At 36.5% G+C, this 22,310-nt stretch carries 15 protein-coding genes, 1 pseudogene and 1 CRISPR repeat array; of the genes and pseudogenes, 2 read left to right on the forward strand and 14 right to left on the reverse strand.

From position 1 onward, the window contains the following. Position 1 precedes the first annotated feature (1 nt). From G6R09_RS02665 to G6R09_RS02680, 4 genes and pseudogenes are all read right to left on the reverse strand, one after another. Positions 2-2,935: a CRISPR-associated endonuclease Cas3'' gene (locus G6R09_RS02665; RefSeq protein ID WP_163920374.1), complete on the reverse strand. Its 2,934-nt coding sequence runs from the start codon at positions 2,933-2,935 to the stop codon at positions 2-4. Further along, positions 2,932-3,909 (reverse strand): type I-F CRISPR-associated endonuclease Cas1f, encoded by a 978-nt coding sequence (cas1f, locus tag G6R09_RS02670; RefSeq protein ID WP_065166812.1) that lies wholly within the window; start codon positions 3,907-3,909, stop codon positions 2,932-2,934. The genes G6R09_RS02665 and cas1f overlap by 4 nt, the downstream gene beginning before the upstream one ends. A 249-nt stretch (positions 3,910-4,158) precedes the next feature. Next, positions 4,159-5,026: direct repeats of the CRISPR family, unit length 28 nt; unit sequence GTTCACTGCCGCACAGGCAGCTTAGAAA. A gap of 24 nt (positions 5,027-5,050) precedes the next feature. After that, positions 5,051-5,821 (reverse strand): annotated as a pseudogene (locus tag G6R09_RS02675) (RecX family transcriptional regulator); the annotation flags it as partial. A gap of 55 nt (positions 5,822-5,876) precedes the next feature. Next, positions 5,877-6,116, reverse strand: a complete 240-nt coding sequence (locus G6R09_RS02680) for a hypothetical protein (RefSeq protein ID WP_065166807.1) — start codon at positions 6,114-6,116, stop codon at positions 5,877-5,879. Positions 6,117-6,414: 298 nt separating this feature from the next. On the opposite strand from G6R09_RS02680, the gene G6R09_RS02685 reads away from it, so the two are divergent. After that, positions 6,415-7,131 carry an SDR family oxidoreductase gene (locus tag G6R09_RS02685; RefSeq protein ID WP_163920376.1) on the forward strand — a complete coding sequence of 239 codons (717 nt, stop codon included), beginning with the start codon at positions 6,415-6,417 and terminating at the stop codon, positions 7,129-7,131. Positions 7,132-7,237: 106 nt separating this feature from the next. Here G6R09_RS02685 and mglC read toward each other — a convergent pair whose 3' ends face one another. From mglC to G6R09_RS02735, 10 genes are all read right to left on the reverse strand, one after another. Beyond that, positions 7,238-8,248 (reverse strand): galactose/methyl galactoside ABC transporter permease MglC, encoded by a 1,011-nt coding sequence (mglC, locus tag G6R09_RS02690; protein WP_065166805.1) that lies wholly within the window; start codon positions 8,246-8,248, stop codon positions 7,238-7,240. A 10-nt stretch (positions 8,249-8,258) separates the two neighbouring features. After that, a complete protein-coding gene (gene mglA, locus G6R09_RS02695; RefSeq protein WP_082955638.1) occupies positions 8,259-9,770 on the reverse strand; it encodes a galactose/methyl galactoside ABC transporter ATP-binding protein MglA in 1,512 nt (503 codons plus the stop codon). A 69-nt stretch (positions 9,771-9,839) separates the two neighbouring features. Further along, the gene (mglB, locus tag G6R09_RS02700; protein ID WP_065166804.1) at positions 9,840-10,817 is read right to left on the reverse strand and encodes a galactose/glucose ABC transporter substrate-binding protein MglB; all 978 of its coding nucleotides are present in this window, start codon (positions 10,815-10,817) and stop codon (positions 9,840-9,842) included. A 499-nt stretch (positions 10,818-11,316) separates the two neighbouring features. Beyond that, on the reverse strand, positions 11,317-11,520 hold the full coding sequence (locus G6R09_RS02705) for a hypothetical protein (protein ID WP_065166803.1): 204 nt from the start codon (positions 11,518-11,520) through the stop codon (positions 11,317-11,319). Positions 11,521-11,732: 212 nt separating this feature from the next. After that, complete coding sequence (locus G6R09_RS02710) at positions 11,733-13,259, reverse strand: cytochrome c peroxidase (RefSeq protein ID WP_163920378.1); 1,527 nt, start codon at positions 13,257-13,259, stop codon at positions 11,733-11,735. A 298-nt stretch (positions 13,260-13,557) separates the two neighbouring features. Beyond that, positions 13,558-14,895, reverse strand: a complete 1,338-nt coding sequence (locus tag G6R09_RS02715) for an ATP-binding protein (protein WP_163921050.1) — start codon at positions 14,893-14,895, stop codon at positions 13,558-13,560. Positions 14,896-14,978: 83 nt separating this feature from the next. After that, complete coding sequence (locus G6R09_RS02720; protein WP_065166800.1) at positions 14,979-15,644, reverse strand: response regulator transcription factor; 666 nt, start codon at positions 15,642-15,644, stop codon at positions 14,979-14,981. Positions 15,645-15,784: 140 nt separating this feature from the next. Beyond that, a complete protein-coding gene (locus G6R09_RS02725) occupies positions 15,785-17,167 on the reverse strand; it encodes an ABC transporter substrate-binding protein (RefSeq protein WP_163920380.1) in 1,383 nt (460 codons plus the stop codon). A 2-nt stretch (positions 17,168-17,169) separates the two neighbouring features. After that, positions 17,170-19,149, reverse strand: coding sequence for a methyl-accepting chemotaxis protein (locus tag G6R09_RS02730; protein WP_163920382.1), 1,980 nt, complete (start codon positions 19,147-19,149; stop codon positions 17,170-17,172). An 896-nt stretch (positions 19,150-20,045) separates the two neighbouring features. Then, a complete protein-coding gene (locus G6R09_RS02735; protein WP_163920384.1) occupies positions 20,046-21,398 on the reverse strand; it encodes a trypsin-like serine protease in 1,353 nt (450 codons plus the stop codon). Between the two features lie 339 nt (positions 21,399-21,737). Here G6R09_RS02735 and G6R09_RS02740 point away from each other — a divergent pair, with 339 nt between their 5' ends. Further along, positions 21,738-22,310, forward strand: coding sequence for an alkylphosphonate utilization protein (locus tag G6R09_RS02740; RefSeq protein WP_060999361.1), 573 nt, complete (start codon positions 21,738-21,740; stop codon positions 22,308-22,310).

Below are 22,310 nucleotides of genomic sequence, written 5' to 3' on the forward strand. Positions count from 1 at the left end.
TTTATTCCTCGTTAATTGTTTTATTTATTTGCTGTATTGAAATTGCACCAATAGCTTGTTTATCGCAGATCCCATAATAGATAGCATGAGCGTGCCTCGCACTCTCACCGCCAACTTGAAGTAAGTCGTTGCTGGTATAACTTAAATAGATGGGTGATTCTGGATTTCGAGCTTCATTTAAAACTGCATTATCATTGTAAGATTTGATTCCGCCCATAATGTTGTGATGTTTTTTAAACATATGTGCAAGCAAATCTTTATCACTTTGACCATATCCTCGAATGGCATTCGTGGAATAAGTTAAATTATCAATACTCGATTCATCATCTAGCGGTATTGTATAAGCATATTGTTCTAAAAATTTAATCTGCTCTGGATTAGTTAAATCGACCAAAGCTAATTGCACGAATCGATTATCCCCTCTTAAAGAACCTTTGCTGATTTTATTGCGTTTTTTTTCTTTATTTTTCTTTGGCATTACGACAATGGGATCAATGACTTTTGCGTCTATTCTTTTAACGCTTTCCTTTAGAACTGCAACTAAATCACTTTCGATACAATGCCTCGTCCTTTCTGAACGATGAAATTGACAATAAAGCTGGTATATTTCCGGTAAGGTAAAAACCTTATCACCAAGACCATTGACTAAGTATTGATACCAAGCACGAACTGAACTTAATACATACATTTTGGATAAAAATCTCGATGCCGGACTGTTCCCTTTTGCTTGTTCAATCGACTTAGGCACAGCTAAGATATAAATATTTACACTCTCATTTTCACCAAAGCGATCTAAACGCCCTAAACGCTGCAAACAATCTTCAGCACTGGTGATTTCTGCCACCATATGATCACAAGTTATATTTAAAGATGCTTGTACAATTGGCCCACTTCGCAATACATCATATCTACGAGTACCACCTCGTTTATAAGACTCATATACCTCCGTAAACAATCTTCCTTTATCACTATTAGTAAACTTTGAATGAAACAAAACTGCATTTTCATTGTGCTGATTAGCAATAAAACTATTTTGTGCCGTTAACGCCATATTGCTAATAACAAAGGTGCTATCTGTTTGTGGTAAAAATAATGGGTTAGCTTGATCCAACTGACTATCATCAAAAACTGTAAAGTTAAGTTGATACTGACTTTGGTTAAATGAAGGCATTACAATAATATCTTCTTGATCAATTCCCAATAAATCTTCTACAAAAACATAATGTGGCGTCGCTGAAACTAACAAGGTATTAGCTTGCTGTTGCTGCATTCTTTTAGCGGCGACTAACTCAGCAAAAAGTAAGTTAATAGCAGGCATATTCACATATTCATGAAACTCGTCAAATACAACATGGACATTTAGAAAATCGATTAATGTATTAGCTTTAGTATGACTAATAACTGAACCAAGAATTTGATCTATAGTGGTGATAATAATGTCACCCGAAAAATTATTATCTTCTGGTATTGGATTTTCCCATTGATTATGAAACTTAAATTCCCCCGTATTAATTTCTATCGTGGCGTTTGGCAAATATTGCTCGGAAGTCAATTCATAAAATAAACCTTGGCAGACTTGTACACGTGGACATATCCAAATAATTTGCTTTGCATTTTTTAATTTTGCCCATTCCAAAGCAATTTTAGTTTTACCGCACCCAGCGGCCCCAGCTAAAACAGCTACATCATCTGTATTTGTAAGTTGTTGTGCGATTTCACTTTGCTTAATACTGCGTTCACTGTTGGGGAAAAATGAACTAAGACAGCTTTCAATTTGTGAGCATAAGCTTGTTTCAACTTTAAATAATGCATCTACTTTTTCATCAAGTTTACGATTTATGATCGCTTCATGAAGTTCTGTCGCACTTAACCCTGATATCAACCTATCTGCAGTGATCACACAAGCACGAACAATATTATTGAGTGCATTTTTCTTTACATTTTTATTATTATCAATGACTGACTCTTCTAATTCATATTCTTTGTAACTGGGCAGAATTGGTGCGTCAAGAAGACTGCTCTCTATATCATTAAAATCTTTTATTTGAATAATTTGATCAATATATGTTTTATCTTGCTCTCTATATTTCTTATCAATTCCTACTATTTGTTTTAATAATGGCTGAACTTGTTCAATAAGTTCTCTTAATTGAATGCTCTTTTGATTTACAATGAGCTTTTTATAAATATCTTTATACGTTGTGAAACTATTTTTATCTTTACGGAACGGCTTTGAATGATGCCAATATACAGCATGTTTAATTGAACGTTTATTAGATGGATTTATTGCCTTTAACTCTGCGTTATCTAATATATGGTATAACAATAATGAAATTTCATTATGCCTTGGATGTTTTTCAAAACTAAATTTTGCGTCATCAATATGTTGGCCATCATCAGCTATATAGCCTTTCTTTTTGGGATTTGTAACCCATGATTGGAATAGTGGATCTATTTTCCCCAGGTCATGCAGACAACCTGCAATAAAGTTAACTATTGAAATTTGTAGGCTATCAGGAAATAACCTCTCATGTAATTTCTCTGCAAAAAATCCAACTGCAAATAAATGTTCAGCTAATGGTTGCAACTTAGTGTTCGCGTAGAGTACACCTGTTTTCGGTTTATCTGTTATTACATCCATAAAAACCTCTTTTTCCGTTATATTAACTGGTACTACACCACCACTATTAAATTTTGATTTATTACCAACCACCCATAAAAATTGACTATGCGCACGACTCCTAATCCAATGGCAACTTACTGCTGTATTTTTACTGGCTGTTTGCCTCAGCATCTTTTTTACCGTTAATAAACCATCTTCAGTAATTAAGGTTTGCCAAGTGTTATTACCAATACGATTAGCAAAAGCATCAAGAACACGACGCGTTTTTTTGAGTGAATTTTTTTCACATTGAGAAACAAAGGTCACCATCATAGGTTTTGTTTCTCTATTTGGGTTTCATTATAATCTTGTAACGCTATGTTTTTCACAGTATCAAACATAAAATCGAGGGCTTTATGATCAGTAAAAGTATTTAGCACTTGCTGTCTAAATTCTTGTTGATTCATATTTTCTTTAGTACAAATAAACGCCCAAGGCAAAACAATGGCATCTTTAATAAGATCTGCCACATCAAATACCAGCGCACCACGGCGCGTTTTACCATGCATTACTGCAAATCCATGTGGAATGCCCAATACCCATAAACAACTGGCAGCTAAACCATATGCTAAATAATTACCATGATTAAGAAAGTCATTAGCTTTATTCGTTGATTGATGTTGACGTGTAAAATCTTTTAGTTGGGTAGCATTGGCGGCATGTTTATAAAGCACTTTTGTGAGTTGCGCCTCGGTAAGCAGCAGTTCAGATTGCTTAGTCGCGTTAGTGGTTCTTGTCGAAAATGTCTCTAATGCCGACTGAATGGACTCATCATTAAAGTCAAAGCCCTCTATTTTTAGTTCACGATCTTTCTGCCAAACCCGCTGTAAATATTGAATTCGTGCTTGTTGAAATAGCTTACCAGCCTCTAAACGTTTAATATCATCGAACCAAAATTTTAGCCAGCCATGTAAATATTCTGTTGGCCTATATTCGCTTTGAGGAGTAAACCATTCTATTTCACAAGCCATATATAACGGTGTACCGCCGCCTCCACAGAAGCCAATTAATACACCAGCTTGAGATAGCATTCGTATAGCAGCTTGAGTAATCGACGTACCAGTTCCTAAAAGGATAACGGTCGTATTAGCAATAGGAATATTAAAATAGTGATTTTCTTTTTTTGCCTCTGTCAAATAAAGAACTCGCCCATCTTTTTGCATTACTCGACAATATTCTAAGTAGTAAATATTGGCTCGTTTAGAATGAAGAATTGCTTTTAAATCAGATGGTGAGAAGTCATCCATGACTAGTATTACCTATAACTTATTAATCATTTATTTGAATGATACCCTTTGTTATTATTTAAATAATTGATCATTGTTGCATATCCGATATTTCTTATTAGCAAAAGCGTAATCACAAATACCCTTTTTTATTTACTAACCATCCCACCCATATAAAACAACAACTTAAAATATCGTTAAAAAAAGGGTTTTTGATGGAAATTTACTGTTTGGCTTTTATAAGCAATAACTTATACTAATAGTGCTTCAGTTCACTGCCGCACAGGCAGCTTAGAAATATAATTACCTGTAATCTGTGTTTGAACCACGGTTCACTGCCGCACAGGCAGCTTAGAAAAACACGTTCGAGCTGCTTATCGTGCTGCTGAGGTTCACTGCCGCACAGGCAGCTTAGAAATCTAATGTCACCATCCTCGCGCCATTGTTGCAGTTCACTGCCGCACAGGCAGCTTAGAAATTTCGCTCGTCGTGAATATCTTGCAGTTTGTCGTTCACTGCCGCACAGGCAGCTTAGAAAGGAACCATTAGGTGCAAGTGGCTCAATTGCTGGTTCACTGCCGCACAGGCAGCTTAGAAATATAGAGTAATGTAATTGTTACCTATTAAGGCGTTCACTGCCGCACAGGCAGCTTAGAAATTTTATTTGGTACAGCAATAGTAAAACTTTGTGTTCACTGCCGCACAGGCAGCTTAGAAAACCACCATCAATTCCATCTATAGCCCCAACGAGTTCACTGCCGCACAGGCAGCTTAGAAAACATATTAACTGACGCAATGACCGTGAGTGGAGTTCACTGCCGCACAGGCAGCTTAGAAAGCTAAGACGGAGCGCATGACACAATCAGGTTGGTTCACTGCCGCACAGGCAGCTTAGAAACTGTACAGTCAACGGCACCCCGTTCGCCGTGAGTTCACTGCCGCACAGGCAGCTTAGAAAAGCATCAATCCAATTTTGATTGATAACGGAATGTTCACTGCCGCACAGGCAGCTTAGAAATGAATAAGCTTCTTCTCATTTACTTGGCCGCGGTTCACTGCCGCACAGGCAGCTTAGAAAAAGGAGTTGATCGCGAGCTTGTTATTGTTGAAGTTCACTGCCGCACAGGCAGCTTTAGTTACTGGCTGCAGCTATTGCTTCTTTTATTTCATCAGAACTATACCCTTTTGAAGACAAGTAAGCATAGGCTTTACTTTTATCTTTAAAGTCAGATAGATCAAACCGTTTTTTAGCCAGCACTAATTGACAATTTTCATAAAAATCGACCTCACCTGCCTCCTCTAAATCGTAGAGTACTTGCTCAAGATGAGTAATATCAACATGCTTCATTTTAAGCTCTTGCTTGATCACCGTTTTACCTTTGAGCTTACGTACTAACTTCAACACTTCTGTTTCTAAATCTGCATTCATGCCTTTGATTTTAGCTTTACTTAATAATGTATCTGCGGCGGCGTGTTCTGAAATTGCAAATGAAATGTCCTGAAAACTAAATCCACGCTTAGTAAGATCGTTGGTTACTTTTTCTTGTGTCGTTTGACTAAAATCCTCATAGTTACTTAGGCGACGGGTTATTATCGCAAGTTCTGATACCTGATTTTTATCGATGATCTCAGCTAAGGCTTGTTCAATGATGCTTTCTGGAATACCTTTGGTTTTCAGTTTTTGTTTGATGTATTGCTGTCCGTATTCATTTGAAAATGCTCTATCACTAAAATGCAGTGCAAATGGAAGATCATCTTTTAAATAACCAAAATCTTTCATTTGTTGTAATACAGTTTCTATCCAATCTTGCTGCTCTGTTTTTGCTTCTAGTTTTTTGCGCAGTTCATGTTCACTATGATCTCGTAAATTCAAATGATAGATAGCACTGTTAATTACATTTTGAATCGTTTTAGCTGGGTACGGTTTTTTCATTTTATTAATATTCACTATTTAACGAATCGAACATTGACTGGATAATATCTCTATTTTATCGACGTATGGTAGCCTTTAGTGTAATCACAGTTAACACAATATAATAGATAGCAATTAATACCGCAGGTAACGCATCACGATCAAACGCTGAGCTAACAGCAAAAATACAGTAACAAATAATGATAATCGGAATAATAAACACGCTGTTATTACGCGGATACACATCTAATAACAATAGTAATTTATGAATACCCGCTAGCACCAATGGTAATGTAACCATTAAAAACCATAACATAATCAATCCCTTTTAAGTAAACATGCCTTTAAATGGCTATTATATACGTATTATCACATTGAAAAAAGCTATCATAATGTAACACTTTAATACTAATTAACCGCTTATATTTAAGTGAAAACCTCATAATCTAATAATTATATTAGTCAGTTCTATAAAACGAATAATCAGTAATAAAAATATATCACTACACACTATTTTATACTTGTATTTAGAAGTAAATATCGTCCACTTTTATAACGTATAAATTAATGATAATGTCAGAGACTATTACTGGAAATATTATAATGGAGTTATTATGTCTAAGGTCGCCTTAATTACTGGAGCAAGCAGAGGTATAGGTAGAACTATTGCATATTATTTTGCGCAGCAAGGATACTCATTAATTTTATTATCTTTACATAAAGAAAATCTTCAGAAAATACAATCAGAACTAACTCAACAATATTCATCATGTAACATAGAAGCAGTAAATGTCGATTTTAATCATCCCAATGATGTTGAAACCGTTATTACGTCGATAATTTCTTCTCATGAAAAAATTGATGTGATGGTTAATAGTGCAGGAATATTAAAGGCTGGAGGTACTAACCTCTCTTTATGTGAACTGTCTGAGTTAATAAACATTAATTTACTTTCAACAATAACTGCTTGCAATTTAGTTGCTAATAAGATGAAACAGCAAGGTTCTGGCGAAATATATAATTTAGGTTCAACCGCAGGATTAGAGCCTGTTCCTAAAATTGCCGCTTATTCTGCAACAAAATCAGCCATCGTTAGTTATACTCAATCGCTCTATCATGAACTGCTACCATTTGGTGTGAAAGTCTGTTGCTTATGCCCTAGCGTGGTAAATACAGACATGACCAATGATGGTCGTATTGATAATAATCTAAAGATTGATACAGAAGATTTAGCAAAAGCGCTTGATTTTATTCGTAGTTTATCTTCAGCAGCCGCAATTAATACTTTGGCAATACGTTGTAAAGTCATCGATTTAGAAAAGCAGCCCTAACCGATAACATGCACATAGTAAGTATAGGCAGCCATACTTTCACACAAAAGTATGGCTGCAATAAAGCTAATCCACTGTAGTTCTCTATTGCTATAACAGCGAATTGCTATTTTTTATCTGCGTATTTCATTGAGTCTAAAGCCACAGCAAAAATAATAATTCCACCTTTTATTATATATTGCCAATATGGGCTCACACCAATATATGTCATACCGTAGTTGATTACCGTAAATATCAATACCCCAGTTACAACACCAGCAACACTACCGACACCACCAGCAAAAGAAACACCACCAACAACACAAGCAGCAATCGCATCTAATTCATACATAAAACCGAGGTTATTTGTAGCACTGCCAATTCGTCCTGCTTCCAACATGCCACCAAAAGCATAAAATACACCGGATAAAGCATATATTTTAAGCAAAGTCAGCGGAACGTTTACACCTGATACTTTAGCCGCTTCAGGATTTCCACCAACAGCAAATAGATTTTTCCCAAATACCGTTTTATTCCAGAGGATCCAAACAAAAACAATCGCCACAGCAGCATAAAATGTTAGATATGATAATCTGAAATCACCTAGGCGAATAAATCCTTGTGTAAACTCAGAGAAGCGTTGATCAAATCCTGCAATTGGTGATGCACCAACTGAATCAAAATAAAGAGAATTAATACCGTAAACAATGATCATTGTTCCTAAAGTCGTAATAAAAGGTGTTACTTTTAAATAAGCGACAATTAATCCATTAACAAGTCCAATTAAAGCACCAACAGCACATACGGCAATAATAACGCCAACAATTGGGATCTCACCTAAATTAGGAAAGACTTTGTTCACATTATCAGAAGCTTGTAATAATGTTGCTGATAAAACAGCAGCTAAACCAACTTGCCGACCAACCGATAAATCGGTACCTTGTGTAACAATGATCCCTGCAACACCAAGTGCAATGATAATACGAACTGAAGACTGAGTAAGAATATTACTTAAATTTCTCAAGCTAAGAAAAGAAGGCTCTTGTATAATTATTATCGCAAGTAATATAAATAAAACAGCATAAATACCACCTTCTTTAAGATAACGGGTCATACTTAATTTTTTTAGATATTCCATGTTGTTAACCTTATAAATAACGTGATGCTAAACTAAGAATTTCATGCTGGGTTGTTGTTTTGGTTTCAACAATGCCAGCAGCACGACCATTGCTCATAACTAAAATACGATCAGTAATTCCTAATAACTCAGGCATCTCTGATGAAATAATAATTACGCCTTTATCGCGGTTTGCTAAATCTAGAATAAGTTGATAAATTTCAAACTTAGCTCCAACATCAATCCCTCTTGTTGGTTCATCTAACATTAAAATTTCAGGCTTGGTCAGTAACCAGCGGCCAATAATAACCTTTTGCTGATTTCCTCCCGATAACGATCCAATTTTTGTTTTATGTGATGGCGTTTTAACGCGCATAGAATCAATTACCCATTGGGTATCACTATCCATTTGGCTATAACTTAACAATCCCCCCCATGCTGTATAATTTTCAACGTTAGCCACTAACGCATTAAAGGTAATATCCAAGTTACTATATATACCTGTTGCTCGTCGTTCTTCTGTCACGAGTGCAAATCGATTCCTAATAGCCTCATGTGCATTACGATTTAGCACTCGGTTATTATTTAAAATTATCTGTCCCTGACTGCATTCACGAATACCAAAAATTGCTTCGACAATATCTGTCCGTCTTGAACCAACCAATCCCGCAATACCAAATATTTCGCCTTTACGTAAATCAAAGCTAATATTTTGAATTGAAGGCTGATTGAGAGCTGTTAAATCTTTAATCGACAGTATGGTTTCTTTAGGTATATTGGTTTTATCAGGGAATCGTTGTGTCAGTTCTCGGCCAACCATCTTTGCGATAATTTGATCCATATTAAGATCAGCCAGTTTTTGTGTATCGACCCAGCGTCCATCACGTAAAATAGTTATTTCATCGCAAATAGAAAAAATCTCATCCATTTTGTGAGATATATAAACAATCCCACAACCTTTACTTTTAAGCTTTTGGATTATTGTAAATAAATGATTAACTTCTTTTTCTGTTAGTGAAGATGTTGGCTCATCCATAATGACAATTTTTGCGTTATAAGAAAAAGCCTTTGCAATTTCTAACATTTGCATCTGTGATACAGATAATGTTGCAACTTTTACTTTGGGATCGATATCAATATCTAACTCAGAAAATATTTCTTTTGTATCTTGATACATTTTTTGATGATCAATAAATATTCCTTTTGTTGGATACCGCCCTAACCAAATATTATCCATTACTGTGCGCTGTAAAACTTGATTCAGTTCCTGATGAACCATTGAGATTCCAGCTTCTAACGCTTGTTTTGACGACTGAAAATTAACCTTTTCACCTAGAAAAAAAATCTCTCCCTTATTTTTTTCATAAATACCAAACAGGCACTTTAGTAAAGTTGATTTACCCGCACCATTTTCTCCCATTAATGCATGGATTGAATAAGGTCTAACATTTAAATTAACCTCATCGAGTGCTTTTACTCCGGGAAATTCTTTACAAATGCCTCTCATTTCTAAGAGAAACTCATGGTTATCAACCGCTGTCATTATTAATACTCCATCTAAATTAATACAACGACATGGCAGATAACGATCTGCCATGTATCTGCTAATGACTTAATTCAGATTGGATTTATCAATACCAACGTAAGGAATTCGAACAACTTTATTGGTGATTATCCACTTCGTTCCTTCCTCTGCTGGTCGACCATTTGCAAGGTTTCGTGCCATTTCAAATGCCGCTTTTGCTTGGTTATCGGCATCATTCAATACAGTACCAACCATTGACCCTGTTCGAATTAGCGCTAATGCTTCTGTTAATGCATCTACACCAAAAACAGGCATTTGCTTTTTATCTGCTGCTTTTAAAGACTCAATAGCCCCCATTGCCATACCATCATTATTCGTAATGACAACTTCAAATTTATTGCCATTCGGACCTGACACCCATGCATCCATTTTATCTTTCGCCATTGCGGTATCCCACATAGCGGTATCTAAATGCAATTGCTCAGTTTTAATACCATGATCATTAAGTGTTTTAATCGCATACGTTGTTCTAGCTTCTGCATCTGGGTGACCAGGCTCACCTTTCAATAACACATATTGTAAAATACCATCTTTATTTAAATCCCATGCAGCATTAGCTTGCCAATGTTTAGCAATAAGATCGCCTTGGATAACACCAGACTCTTTAGAATCAGTACCGACATAATAAGCTTTGTCGTAACTTGCTAGTACTTCTGGTGCTGGTTCTTTATTAAAAAACACAATAGGGACATCATCCATTTTAGCTTTTTGAATAATGACAGGAGCTGCTGCTGGGTCAACTAAATTAATCGCTAAGGCTTTCACGCCACGAGCCAACATAATATCAATCTGGTCATTTTGCATAGATTGGCTATTTTGAGAATCATTCATAAGCAATTTAATATCTTGATCTTTACTGGCTTCTTTCACTATTGCTTGACGAACAACTGACATAAAATTATCGTCATATTTATAGATAGTAAAACCCACCATCGTCTCAGCAAATGCCGCAGTACCCACACTCATACCCGCGCACAAAAGCGCCAATAACTTTAATTTTTTCATATAATTAATTCCTAAGTTTAATTTAGATTCCGTCTCGGAGTATATATACAGGAAAGAAATTCATTTCACGAAGAGAAGTTTACAGCTAACAATAAAGTTAAAATGTGACCAATAATTAAATATGTAATCGTTACCATATAATATTGAAGATAATAATATTTTGATCACAAATAAAAATATCAAACAACAATATCTTACACTGAAAAACCCAACAAAATAAAATCAAAATGATATAAAACAATAAGATAAACAAAATCCAACAAAAGATAATAATTATAATTAAATATCTTTTTATAAAATAATAAAGACTTAAAACATCATCCCACCATGGAATAAATACGTCATCCACTATAGATAAAAATATACTTACTTCTATTATTATTTATATAAAAATAACATCAAAGAAAAAAACAAACAAATAAAACCACCTTTAATTATATTGAAAAATATCTTTCCTAATATAATTATTCTCTTTACTTAAGCCCGCAGTATACTTTGATTAATGTTCCTGCTTATGTTTGTACTTGTAATAACATCCTTGAAGTATCATTGCTGCCATACCCAAGCATGCAAACTCCCAACTACTTAATGTGAAATATGTATTTTTATCAGGGAATAAGCCTAAAAGAAGCATAAATGGCGCCATAATAAATGACCTTTTTTCTTTTGCTTTATTATCCAGTTTCCACCAAAGTATCGTCATCGTTACATTCCCTGTTCAGATCCAGCGCGAGCGAATTAATGCTTCAGTGTAGTTACTTATAGATGATTTACAAGAATGTGGATGACTTATAGCAGCCCTTAAAGGATTCGTCTTTAAAAAGGCCTAAGTTCGATATTAAACCAAACTTAGGCCTTAATATTTATGCAGTTTATGTCTAATTTTCAGCGCTCACTGAACCATAACAGTAAAAGTTAATTTGCTTGCTCAGTCGGTAGTTTACGCCCGGTTACTTTCTTCCAAACTTGATCTTTGGCGCTATTACATACTTGTTGGCCATTTATATCATGACAATTTGGGTTGGTTAATGTTTTACCCTGATACTGACCTGTCAGTGCTTTTAGATAAGCAACCATCGCCTTGGTTTCTTTTGGCGTAAAATCAGTATTACATTGGTATTTTGCCATTGCATTAACCGCCTCTGATAAGGTTGCTGCACGACCACCAGAGAAATAAGGCCCTGTAATAGCAATATTACGTAAATTTGGCACTTTAAAGTAATGCATGTCTTTTTTATCATGCGTCACTAAATAGCGGCCTTTATCGCCTTCAAGGTGTTTGCTTTTAATATCATCAAAGAAGCTGCTGTAAACACCCATTTTCTCATATGACTGCCCACCCATACTTTGGCCTACATGACATGTTTGACAGCCTGTTTTTAAGAATAACTTAAAGCCTTCAACCTCTTGTGCTGAAAGTGCACTTAAATTACCTTCTAAATATTGGTCAAAACGACTATTTGGAGTGATCAGTGTTTTTTCATATTCAGCAATTGCATTAGTAATATTTGCTCCAGTTATGCCATCTTTGTAGGAGTTATCAAATAACTTAACTAATTGCGGATCTTGTTTAAGTTTGGCAATGATATTAGTCCAATTTTTAGAGCCCATCTCTACCGGATTGAAAATAGGCCCCGCAGCTTGTGCCGCTAAATCAGCCGCGCGACCATTCCAGAATTGGCTCATATTAAATGCTGAATCATATACTGTCGGCGCATTCATCGGATCATCAAGATTATTTATGCCTAAACTAGTCGGTAAGTTATCGGTACCGCCATTATGGATAGAGTGACAACTTGAACACGCATACTTATTATTTGCAGATAAGTGGATGTTATTATATAGCGATAAACCTAGAGCAACTTTCGCAGGATCAGTTTTGAAAACGGTATGAATTGGTTGAATAGCCAAATTCTTAAATTGTGGTGCGGCTGTTGGGTTTGGATAATATTGCTGGCGTTGATGACGGATCCAATCTAATAGTAACTGTCGATCATCATTATTAAGGTATGCCGATGGCCAATAGATAGCTAAATATTTAGGGATTGGCATTGAATTATTAGTAATAACATACTCTAATTTTGCCAAAGCAACTTGGCTAACCGCTTGGTGATGTATAACAGCCTGCTCTACAGGTGCGAGTTCAAATGATTGATTAGCCTTATCAATATCACCTTGCATGGTTTGTTTTACACCTGGTACTTGGGCATAAAATGGCAATGGGCTATTACGCGTATGACAATCTGCACAACCTTTTTCAGCTAATAAGCGCATTGCTTGTGCTGAAAGGTCGTCGATATTACGTAGCGGTAATGCTGCTAAACGTTTATTGGCTAAGGCAACGTCTTCTTTATGTACGGTATAAACAATTGCACCATAACCAACAATACCTAATGCGATTGCACTCACAATTGCTCTTTTTATATATTTCTTATTAATCATGATATTAACTCTTTTGAAAACTTCCGCGCGCAATATATACGCTTACAGCATAATTCAAATGGCTAAATCACAATAACAACAATTAAGTTGATTTAAATCAATGTCATATATAAATATGTATTACTTTATTTATAGCAAAAAACAGCTAATTATATCCTTATTAATAAAATTTTTGAGTAAAGCATTAGCAAACAGAATAATACTTCACCCAAAAATCGATAAAATAGATTGATATCGATACTTTTAATCTATTTTTTCTAAAAACCATTCCTTATCTACAATTTATCCCCGCTAATGGCTATTTATGTTTTATCATTACTGGTAATAATAACTGAATTGATAACCCTTGAGGATGGCGATTTTCAGCATGGACGCTGCCATTCATAACTAACATTGCTTCTTTAACAATGGCTAAACCCAGTCCGTATCCGCCAGATTGCTTATCTCTTGCACCTTCAATACGTGTAAAAGGATCAAAAATACGCTTTAAATGCTGCTCAGCAATACCATGTCCATCATCTTCAACACTCAATTGTACAAATTGTTTACCATCAATAACCACCAGCCTTGAAACTAAGCTTATTTGAGCATGATCACCGGCATATTTAATTGCATTGCCTAATAAATTATTTATAGCGCGAACAACCAAACGGCTATCGGCCATCACTAAAGGCATATTATTATCAATATCGGTGATAAATGTTTGCTGTTTTCCCAGTAATGTTTTGATATCAGGCACTGTGGTTAAGCATAAACTCTCAACATCAATAGGGATCAAATTAACATTTTCAGTGGTGTTCTGTAATTGGTTAAACTCTAGAATTTCATTAACCAGTTGGTTCATTTCTTCTGATTCATGCTCTAGACGATCAACAAGGTGCTGAAACTCTGGTGCTACTCGCTTTCTCATTAAATGTAATGATAAATTATGGCGTGCTAATGGCGTGCGTAACTCATGTGACACATCACGTATTAATCGTCGTTGACGTTCAGACAAGCTCTGAATTTGTTCTGCCATCTCATCAAAATCAGCCGCAAGAGATTTAAATTCAACAGTACTATCTTTAACAGTATTGGCGACCCTGACAGAAAAATCACCGTTTGCTAGGCTACGACTCGCCTCTTGCAAAGTATTTAATGGCCGTTGTAAATATCGAGCAATAAGAAATGAAAACATAAACAAGATTAAAACAGCGATCACAACTTGAATCAGCCCAAAATAAAATGAAAAATATTTAGCTGGATGCAGTTGATGTGGCAGTTGCACCATTAATTGATTGCCATCTTTTAATGGGATCGCAAAGATAGGTTGATTTACTCGAGAATCTAATAGCGCATTAATACTACGCGCATAGTTTAGTTTAAACGCAAAATGGGGATGCATTTTTCTCGTCCCCATTTCATGCTGATCTTTGTCTAATACAAACAAATAATAAGGCTGCTTATTTTCCCACTCACTAAGTTGCTGTTTATTACCATTATCAATAAGTTGCTGAGCTTCATCTGCCATTACCAATATTTTTTGTTGGACGTTTTTTGGCACATGTAATAGCGTTTTAACTAACGCTATTTCAGCTAAATTTTGCAGTAATAATATTAATAACAAACTCACGGTAAAATACGAAAAAAGCCGCATAACCAGACCGTGCTGTTGATGCGGTTTATACCATGCTTTACGCTGAGAAAGGCTTTCCACACCATGATCCTTTTAATTATTGATTATTGATTAACACTTTCGGTGTAACTATAGCCACGTCCTCGTACTGTTTTAATATGCAGTTTAGACATTCCTGCCAATACGATTTTACGGCGTATATTACTAATATGCATATCTAAATTACGGTCAAAAGGGCTCAGCTCTTTTTTTAGAACTTGCTGTTGTAGTTCCGCTTTTGAAACCACAATACCGTCATGTTTAATTAAATATTCTAGCAATTCAGCTTCAGTGCTGGTTAATGGTAAACGCGACATTTCTGCAGCCATGTTTTCTGCACCAGAACGGATCTGATGTCGTTGTCGCTCAAGTCCAACTCGACGTAAAATCGCACTGATCCGTGTCAGTAATTCAGGCACTTTAAACGGCTTCGTAATAAAGTGATCTGCCCCTGCCTGTAATCCATCGAGCATGGTTGCTTCATCACCTAATGCCGTTAGCATTAAGATCGGGGTCGCAAACCGTTGGCAAATACGCCGTGCAACTTGCATACCGTCAAGATTAGGCAACATCACATCAAGTAAAACTAAATCGACACCTTTATTTTGTAGATACTCAATCGCTGATTCACCACAATGAACACAACTCACATCATGGCCTTCATCCTCAAGCACTTCTGTCAGTAATTCACACAACTGTATATCATCATCAACAACTAATATCTTTGACACAATTTATCACCCCAAAAGAAAACATCGGCATAGTAATATGCTTAATATGCCTATTCAACCATGCATCAACAATCAGCTCATCATTCTCGCTAATATTTAGATTAGAATGCTGATTAATGATGCATTTAAATACGTTTTAGCTACAAACGAGGATCAGTACTCGTTGATGGCTGAACGGATGTCGCTATAGGGGTAATTGCCTGACATATTTCGGCTAACGTTTTGGCATCTCGTTGTGGTTGATACCAACTATTTAATCCCATTTGAACCATCGTTACCGCTTCTTCTGGCGTCATGGTGCCATTTAACACTTCAACACTGGTTTGCCATAATTGCAGTTCAAAATCAGGGGTACCACGTGACAATATTTGCGCTGAATTTCGAATTGTTGAATCACAGCTATTGCGCCATGCCATCATCTCATTTGCGATAGGATGCTTTACATCAAAAAAGTGATTAGATAATGAAAAGAAACCCGGAATGGAATTGGTTAATAATTCAGCAAATTCAGCTGTGGTCATCCATTTTAAAAATACGGTAGCGGCGGCATTTTTTTCTGATGCGGTATTTAAGCCCATGCCTAAATCCGTATGATCACTGATGTAGCATTCATCGCCTTTTTTAACCACAGGCGGAGCAAATACACCAAAATCAACGCTATTAGCAAAAGTAGAAATATCCCATGATCCTGTTGGATAGATAGCTGCTTTACCTGTTTTAAATAACTCAATAGCGTTAGCATAGCTACGCTGCTGATAATTGTTACCTAAATATGGCATCCAACTTGCTAGTTCACGATATACATTAAGATATGCCGTATCAGTAAACCGTTGTTGCGCTTGAATTAACCCTAAGCGTCCATCTTCGCCTTGCCAATAGTTAGGTCCAATATTTTGAAACCCCATTGTCGCGGCTTCCCACTTATCTTTAGTGCCCAATGCTATAGGTACATAACGTTGGCTGGCTTTAATTTTTTCAAGCACATGTTTAAATTCAGTGGTAGTCGCTGGCACTTGCAGGTTTAAATCGGAAAAAATGGTTTTATTGTAAAAAAAACCATGAATAACCGATGCCATTGGTAAGCAAAATGTCTGAGCACCAGAATCTGTTTGCCATGGCCCTAACGCAAAACTAGGGAAATTTTCCATGCCTTGCATTTCAGTAATATCACTAAAATGGCCTTGCTTAAATAGCGCTAATGAGCCATCAAAAGGTCGACACGCAATCAAATCGCCCGCCGTTCCCTTAGCTAAATCACTATTTAACTGTTGATTAAACGTCGATGGATCAGCCGGAGAGCGATAAGTAACTTTAATATTCGGGTAATGTTTATTAAACGCTGGAATAATGGTTTGATCCCAAATGGCATTATCATTACGCCATGAATCAATCACTACTTCACCACTGATTGGCTGTACATTAGCTATTACCAAAGTGGGAACAAATAACACTGAGTAACAAACTGTTTTTGTTAATTTTTTAAAAGAGTTACGTGCATATTTAGATACTAAGAAAATTTGCATAATTAGACCTTAAAGCGTTCAATCAATTGACGTTGTTGAGTTGCCAGTTGTGATAACGCTTCACTGCTTTGTGCAGATTCCCTCGCTTCACTTTCTGCGTTATATGCCACAGCAGCAATGCCATTGATATGCTCCGACACATCTTGACTCACAGCAATTTGTTCTTCTGTTGCATGAGCGACTTGAATCGCCATATCTAAAATAAGATGCATTCGCTCAGCAATGGTTTGTAAGGCAATATCTGTCGAACGAGCCTGCTCAACACATTGCTCAGTTTGTGTTTGCGAACGCGTCATCACCTGCGATACTTGCAACGCGTTTTGCTGCAAATTAGTGATCATTTGCTGAATTTCTTCTGTTGATTGCTGAGTACGATTGGCAAGGGCTCTCACTTCATCAGCAACAACGGCAAACCCACGACCTTGATCGCCTGCGCGCGCAGCTTCAATTGCCGCATTAAGGGCTAATAGATTAGTTTGTTCTGCAATACTACGAATTACGCCTAAAATACTGCCAATATTGTTTGAAAATTCAGATAGCTTTTGAGTAATAGCCACCGCTTCTGTCATTTCAACTGCAAGTTGCTCGGTGATAGTACGGCTGGTTAATACTAACTCTCGTCCTTGTTGCGCAGCTTGGTTTACTTCATTCACTTCTTCAACCGTTTGTTCTGAAGATCGTGAAATTTCTTTAGCGCTAACTTCTAATTCTGAAATAGCTGCAGCCACTTGATCCGTTCGTGACTTTTGATCTTCAACACGATTCATGGCTTTTTCGCTAGTAAGTGCTGTCTTGGTTGCTTCATCCACTAAATGAGCTGAGCCGAGATTAATCTGGGTTAAAATTTCGGCCATACTTGCGGATAATTGATCAATTGAACGTGATAATGCACCAAATTCACACCGTGATTGATAATTTGTTCGCTGCGTCATATCTCCTGCAGTCATTTTTTTTAATACTGCGTTAATCTTTACTAAAGGTGTATGAATACTTTTTGCGGTCGTCACAGCCACAACTAATGCAATCACAGCAGAAATAATAGCAGCAATAATAATACTCAATGTCGCTTGATTTGCAGCGTCATCAGCGGCATGTTGACTTGCTTTAGCATTCGCTTGAGCGTATTCCATATATGCTGTTAATGCTTGTTGTGTGACTGTTACTTGTTGATTTGATTTTTCATTTAATGCCGCAAGCTCTGTGGCTAGGCGATGCTGTTTTTCCATCACCGCGAGCATGCTATTTGCCCCTAATGTCAGTTCGTAAACACGGTTTAAATTTTTGCTATAACGTGCTTTTACATCTTTAGCGACATCAATACGTGCAATACCTTGCTTCGCCATTTCAATATCTTTGGTTAATACCTTTGATAATGTCTTGAGATCTGTTTGAGGATTTGCTCGACGAACATTTTTCAAATCACGACTAATACCACTAGTGATCAATTCCGCCCTATTGCGCAATGAACGTTTATGGCTAGCACTTTGAATAAGTAAATTAGCAGCCGATTGGTAAGTATCTTCTAAATGAATAAATTCAAGATTTAATCGTTGATGTTGGCGTTTAACCCCTAACCATTGATTATAACGTTCAATAGTCGTGTTTGATGTGGTAAAGAAAGTATTTGCTGCCGATAATGCTGCTGTTAATTGAGCCTGTGCTTTAGCATCAGTAGCATAAATTTGAGCTTGTTGTTCTAATAATCGAAACCGATGTTCCGCTTTTTGAACATCCACTTTTTTTAGCGCTAATAAATCAATGTTAGTTGTCGTTTGATAATCAATCACTGTTAACTGATTTTCTCGCAGACTTGCTAATAACTGGCTGGCAGAAATCACCATCGGCGTTGATATTTCAGTAACATGCTGTAATCGACTGTGGATTCTATCTGTATTAGCATAACTTACCCCACCAATAATGAGAATAAGCACTAGCATTAACGTAAACCCAGCAATGGTACGTTGAACAATTGAAAAAGACATACCGCGCTCTATTATTAAAGAAATGAAACCATTACCAATAACTGCATCAATAATGGATAGTCGCTAAATATAATTATTTCGGCACTCAAAATAAAAAAATATCAGTCATTTCAATACATAGATCACACTATTTTACTTCTATATTTTTATAAGACATACAAGCTTGTCGTTAATGAGAAATTATTTCGCTAGCGAATGATGGCTTCATTATATTAGAAACACTATTTCAACATTTAGCGTTTAATAACGATTTGGGTATAGTTTTATATTTTAAATATTAAACTATATTTTAACCCCAAATACAAAAAATAACCTTTCTGTTTGATCATTGAACTAAATCAATAAATTTATTGTTATTCACGAATTTCAATTAACTATATGTTGACTTTGCCAGAGGCAGCACCAAATCTAGCTTTAGCGCATTTCCCACAGAGTTATGCACAGCTTCTGTGGATAAACACATTTTTGGGGATAAATTAATAAAACAATACCTTATCAATTTATAGAATTTTACCCATAAAAAAAATTAATCATAACTAATTGATTATAAAGAAAATAAACAAGTAAAACTATTAACCCTAAATATGGTTACTCAATAAATCAACATCTTTATTAATTTATTTCTTCACTAAAAACATGTTTATTGTTAATAAAATGATACTTATACATTGAATGAGTCTGTGTATTATAAATATACCAGTGCTAAATTTCCGTATTAAACAAAGTATAAAGATAACATAGCCAAGTCTTATAAATTAAGTAACTTTATACCATCCCATTGTTTATATTCAAAAAAAAATGGAAGTCCACTAATAAAGCAGACTTCCATATTAATCACTGTTAATTTGGCTATTAGTATCAGTTTAATCGTATTGCTATTGCTGTTTTTATGCTATTTAAACTCTTAAACGTCTAAAAAACGCACTGCTACATAGCAATAATAAGCCAATAAAACCAAAACTACCGCCGCCATCACGATCTTTACCTATATTGCAATTATTGGCTGAAAGGCTGTCATTACAGCCATCACTGCCAGTACCACCACCGTCTGTACCACCGCCGTCTGTACCACCGCCGCCAGTACCACCGCCGCCAGTACCACCGCCGCCAGTACCACCGCCGTCTGTACCGCCACCGTCTGTACCGCCACCGCCTGTACCACCACCGTCTTGATCATCATATTTATCATTAAGGAAATCAGGAGGGGTAATAGGGTAAGTTGGTATTTTGTTACTGTTATCAATAATCCAATTAGTATAATTACCAACACGAGCATAGAAACTAGGGCGTGTCATTGAACCGCAAACAGGGCTACCAACCGTCCCACCACTGACAATACCCACCTGTAACTGATTACCTTCACTATCAACAGCTAAAATAGGACCGCCACTGTCACCTTTACACGAATCAGCACCAGTCAGTTCAGAAATCACAACAGGAGGCAAAGCACATAATTTAGTAACATTTGCTGGGCTATCAATAATTAAACCTGGATTATCATTAGACTCAATACGCTCATAACAAAGATCAATTGGGAAAAAGCTCAACATCGCTTGTTGCAAGGTATCAGACGCTGAGTCGCTACTTCCTAATGGATCCGTTGCTCCCCAGCCTAATACCTCAATATTTTCGGGACGATGGTCAGTAGGAATAGGATCATTGGCCACTTCCCATTCTGTTTTTAAGCGTTGCTCAATCAACTGTGATTGCGATAACGTTGCTAATGTAACTTTACCTAAATCAACAAACTTACGGTTTACCCGTATTAGAGCAACATCATTATCTAGTGCTGAACTAACAATCTCAGTAACCACTTGATCATTAACTGTTGTCTCTTTTATTACAGCTACTGGACTATAAGCAGGATGTATCACCACATGCGTAGCCGAAAATATATGTTTTTTTTGTGGGTAGCTATTATCAAGTAACCCTGCGGTAATCGTAATATCAGAAGGAGCTAATACAACAGCATCTTTATCACTTCCTTGAACTACACAATGTGCTGCGGTCAATACCCACTGATCATTGATAATTGTTGCACCACAAAAAGGAGTGTCATCTGCTTTATTATTCCGTAGCGATACCATAAAGTTTTCAGTGGCGGGTGTATTACTATCAACATCATCACCGCCAACAACATATGGTGAAACGATATTTTGTGATATAACAGCATCAATGGATGCATATACGGGCGTTGTGATACTTGCTGTAATCGCTAACATCAACCCACTGTATTTATATGGGAACATCCTTTTTCCTTTATTTAATGATAATGGCAATAGTTTACCCCTATCATTTTTTTAGTGCTGTTCGAAACTAACACACTGCGATAGGCTTCATTTTTTGATGTAACTACTGCACATATTACTTAATAAATTATGTCTGTAACTGCTACTCTTTCAATGATGCCAGTGTGGCTATATTGTTAAATGTGAAACATTACCTACTTCATTGAGTTAATAGAATGAAGCCATCTGAATATTAAACAGTCTGTTGTACTATAAATTTCGTGATCTGGGACTTGTTTGCTTTTCTTCTGTACAATAGAGCGGCATAATATCGGCACAATAAATCAATGGACAATTCCCATGACTATCGAACAAGCATTAAAAACGCGTAGTGAATCAAAATGTGAGCTATGTTCTTCTGAAAATAATCTAGCGGTATACGCTGTTCCTGCTTCTGAAGACAAGAGCGCGGGTTGCTGTGTACTACTTTGTGATACTTGCCGTGGTCAGCTTGAGAATCCAGAAACAACTGACGAAAACCATTGGCGTTGTCTAAACGATACCATGTGGAGTCAAGTTCCTGCTGTTCAAGTTATGGTTTACCGCCAGCTTAAGCGTCTTTCTGCTAAAACTGACTGGGCAATGGACCTAGTTGACATGATGTACTTAGAAGATGACGTGAAAGAGTGGGCTGAAAAAGGTCTTGTTGAAGAAGAACAAGCTTCAATCCCTACCCGTGATGCAAACGGTGCCATCCTTCAAGCTGGTGACAGCGTAACCATCATTAAAGATCTACCAGTTAAAGGTTCAAGCATGGTGATCAAGCGTGGTACACCAGTACGTAACATCAGCTTGACTGACAACCCACTTCACATCCAAGGCCGTGCTGACGGTGTGCAAATGGTGATCATCTCAGCTTACACTAAGAAGTAA

The sequence above is a fragment of the Photobacterium sp. Alg240-V54 genome, assembly GCF_900537155.1.
Lineage (GTDB): Bacteria > Pseudomonadota > Gammaproteobacteria > Enterobacterales > Vibrionaceae > Photobacterium.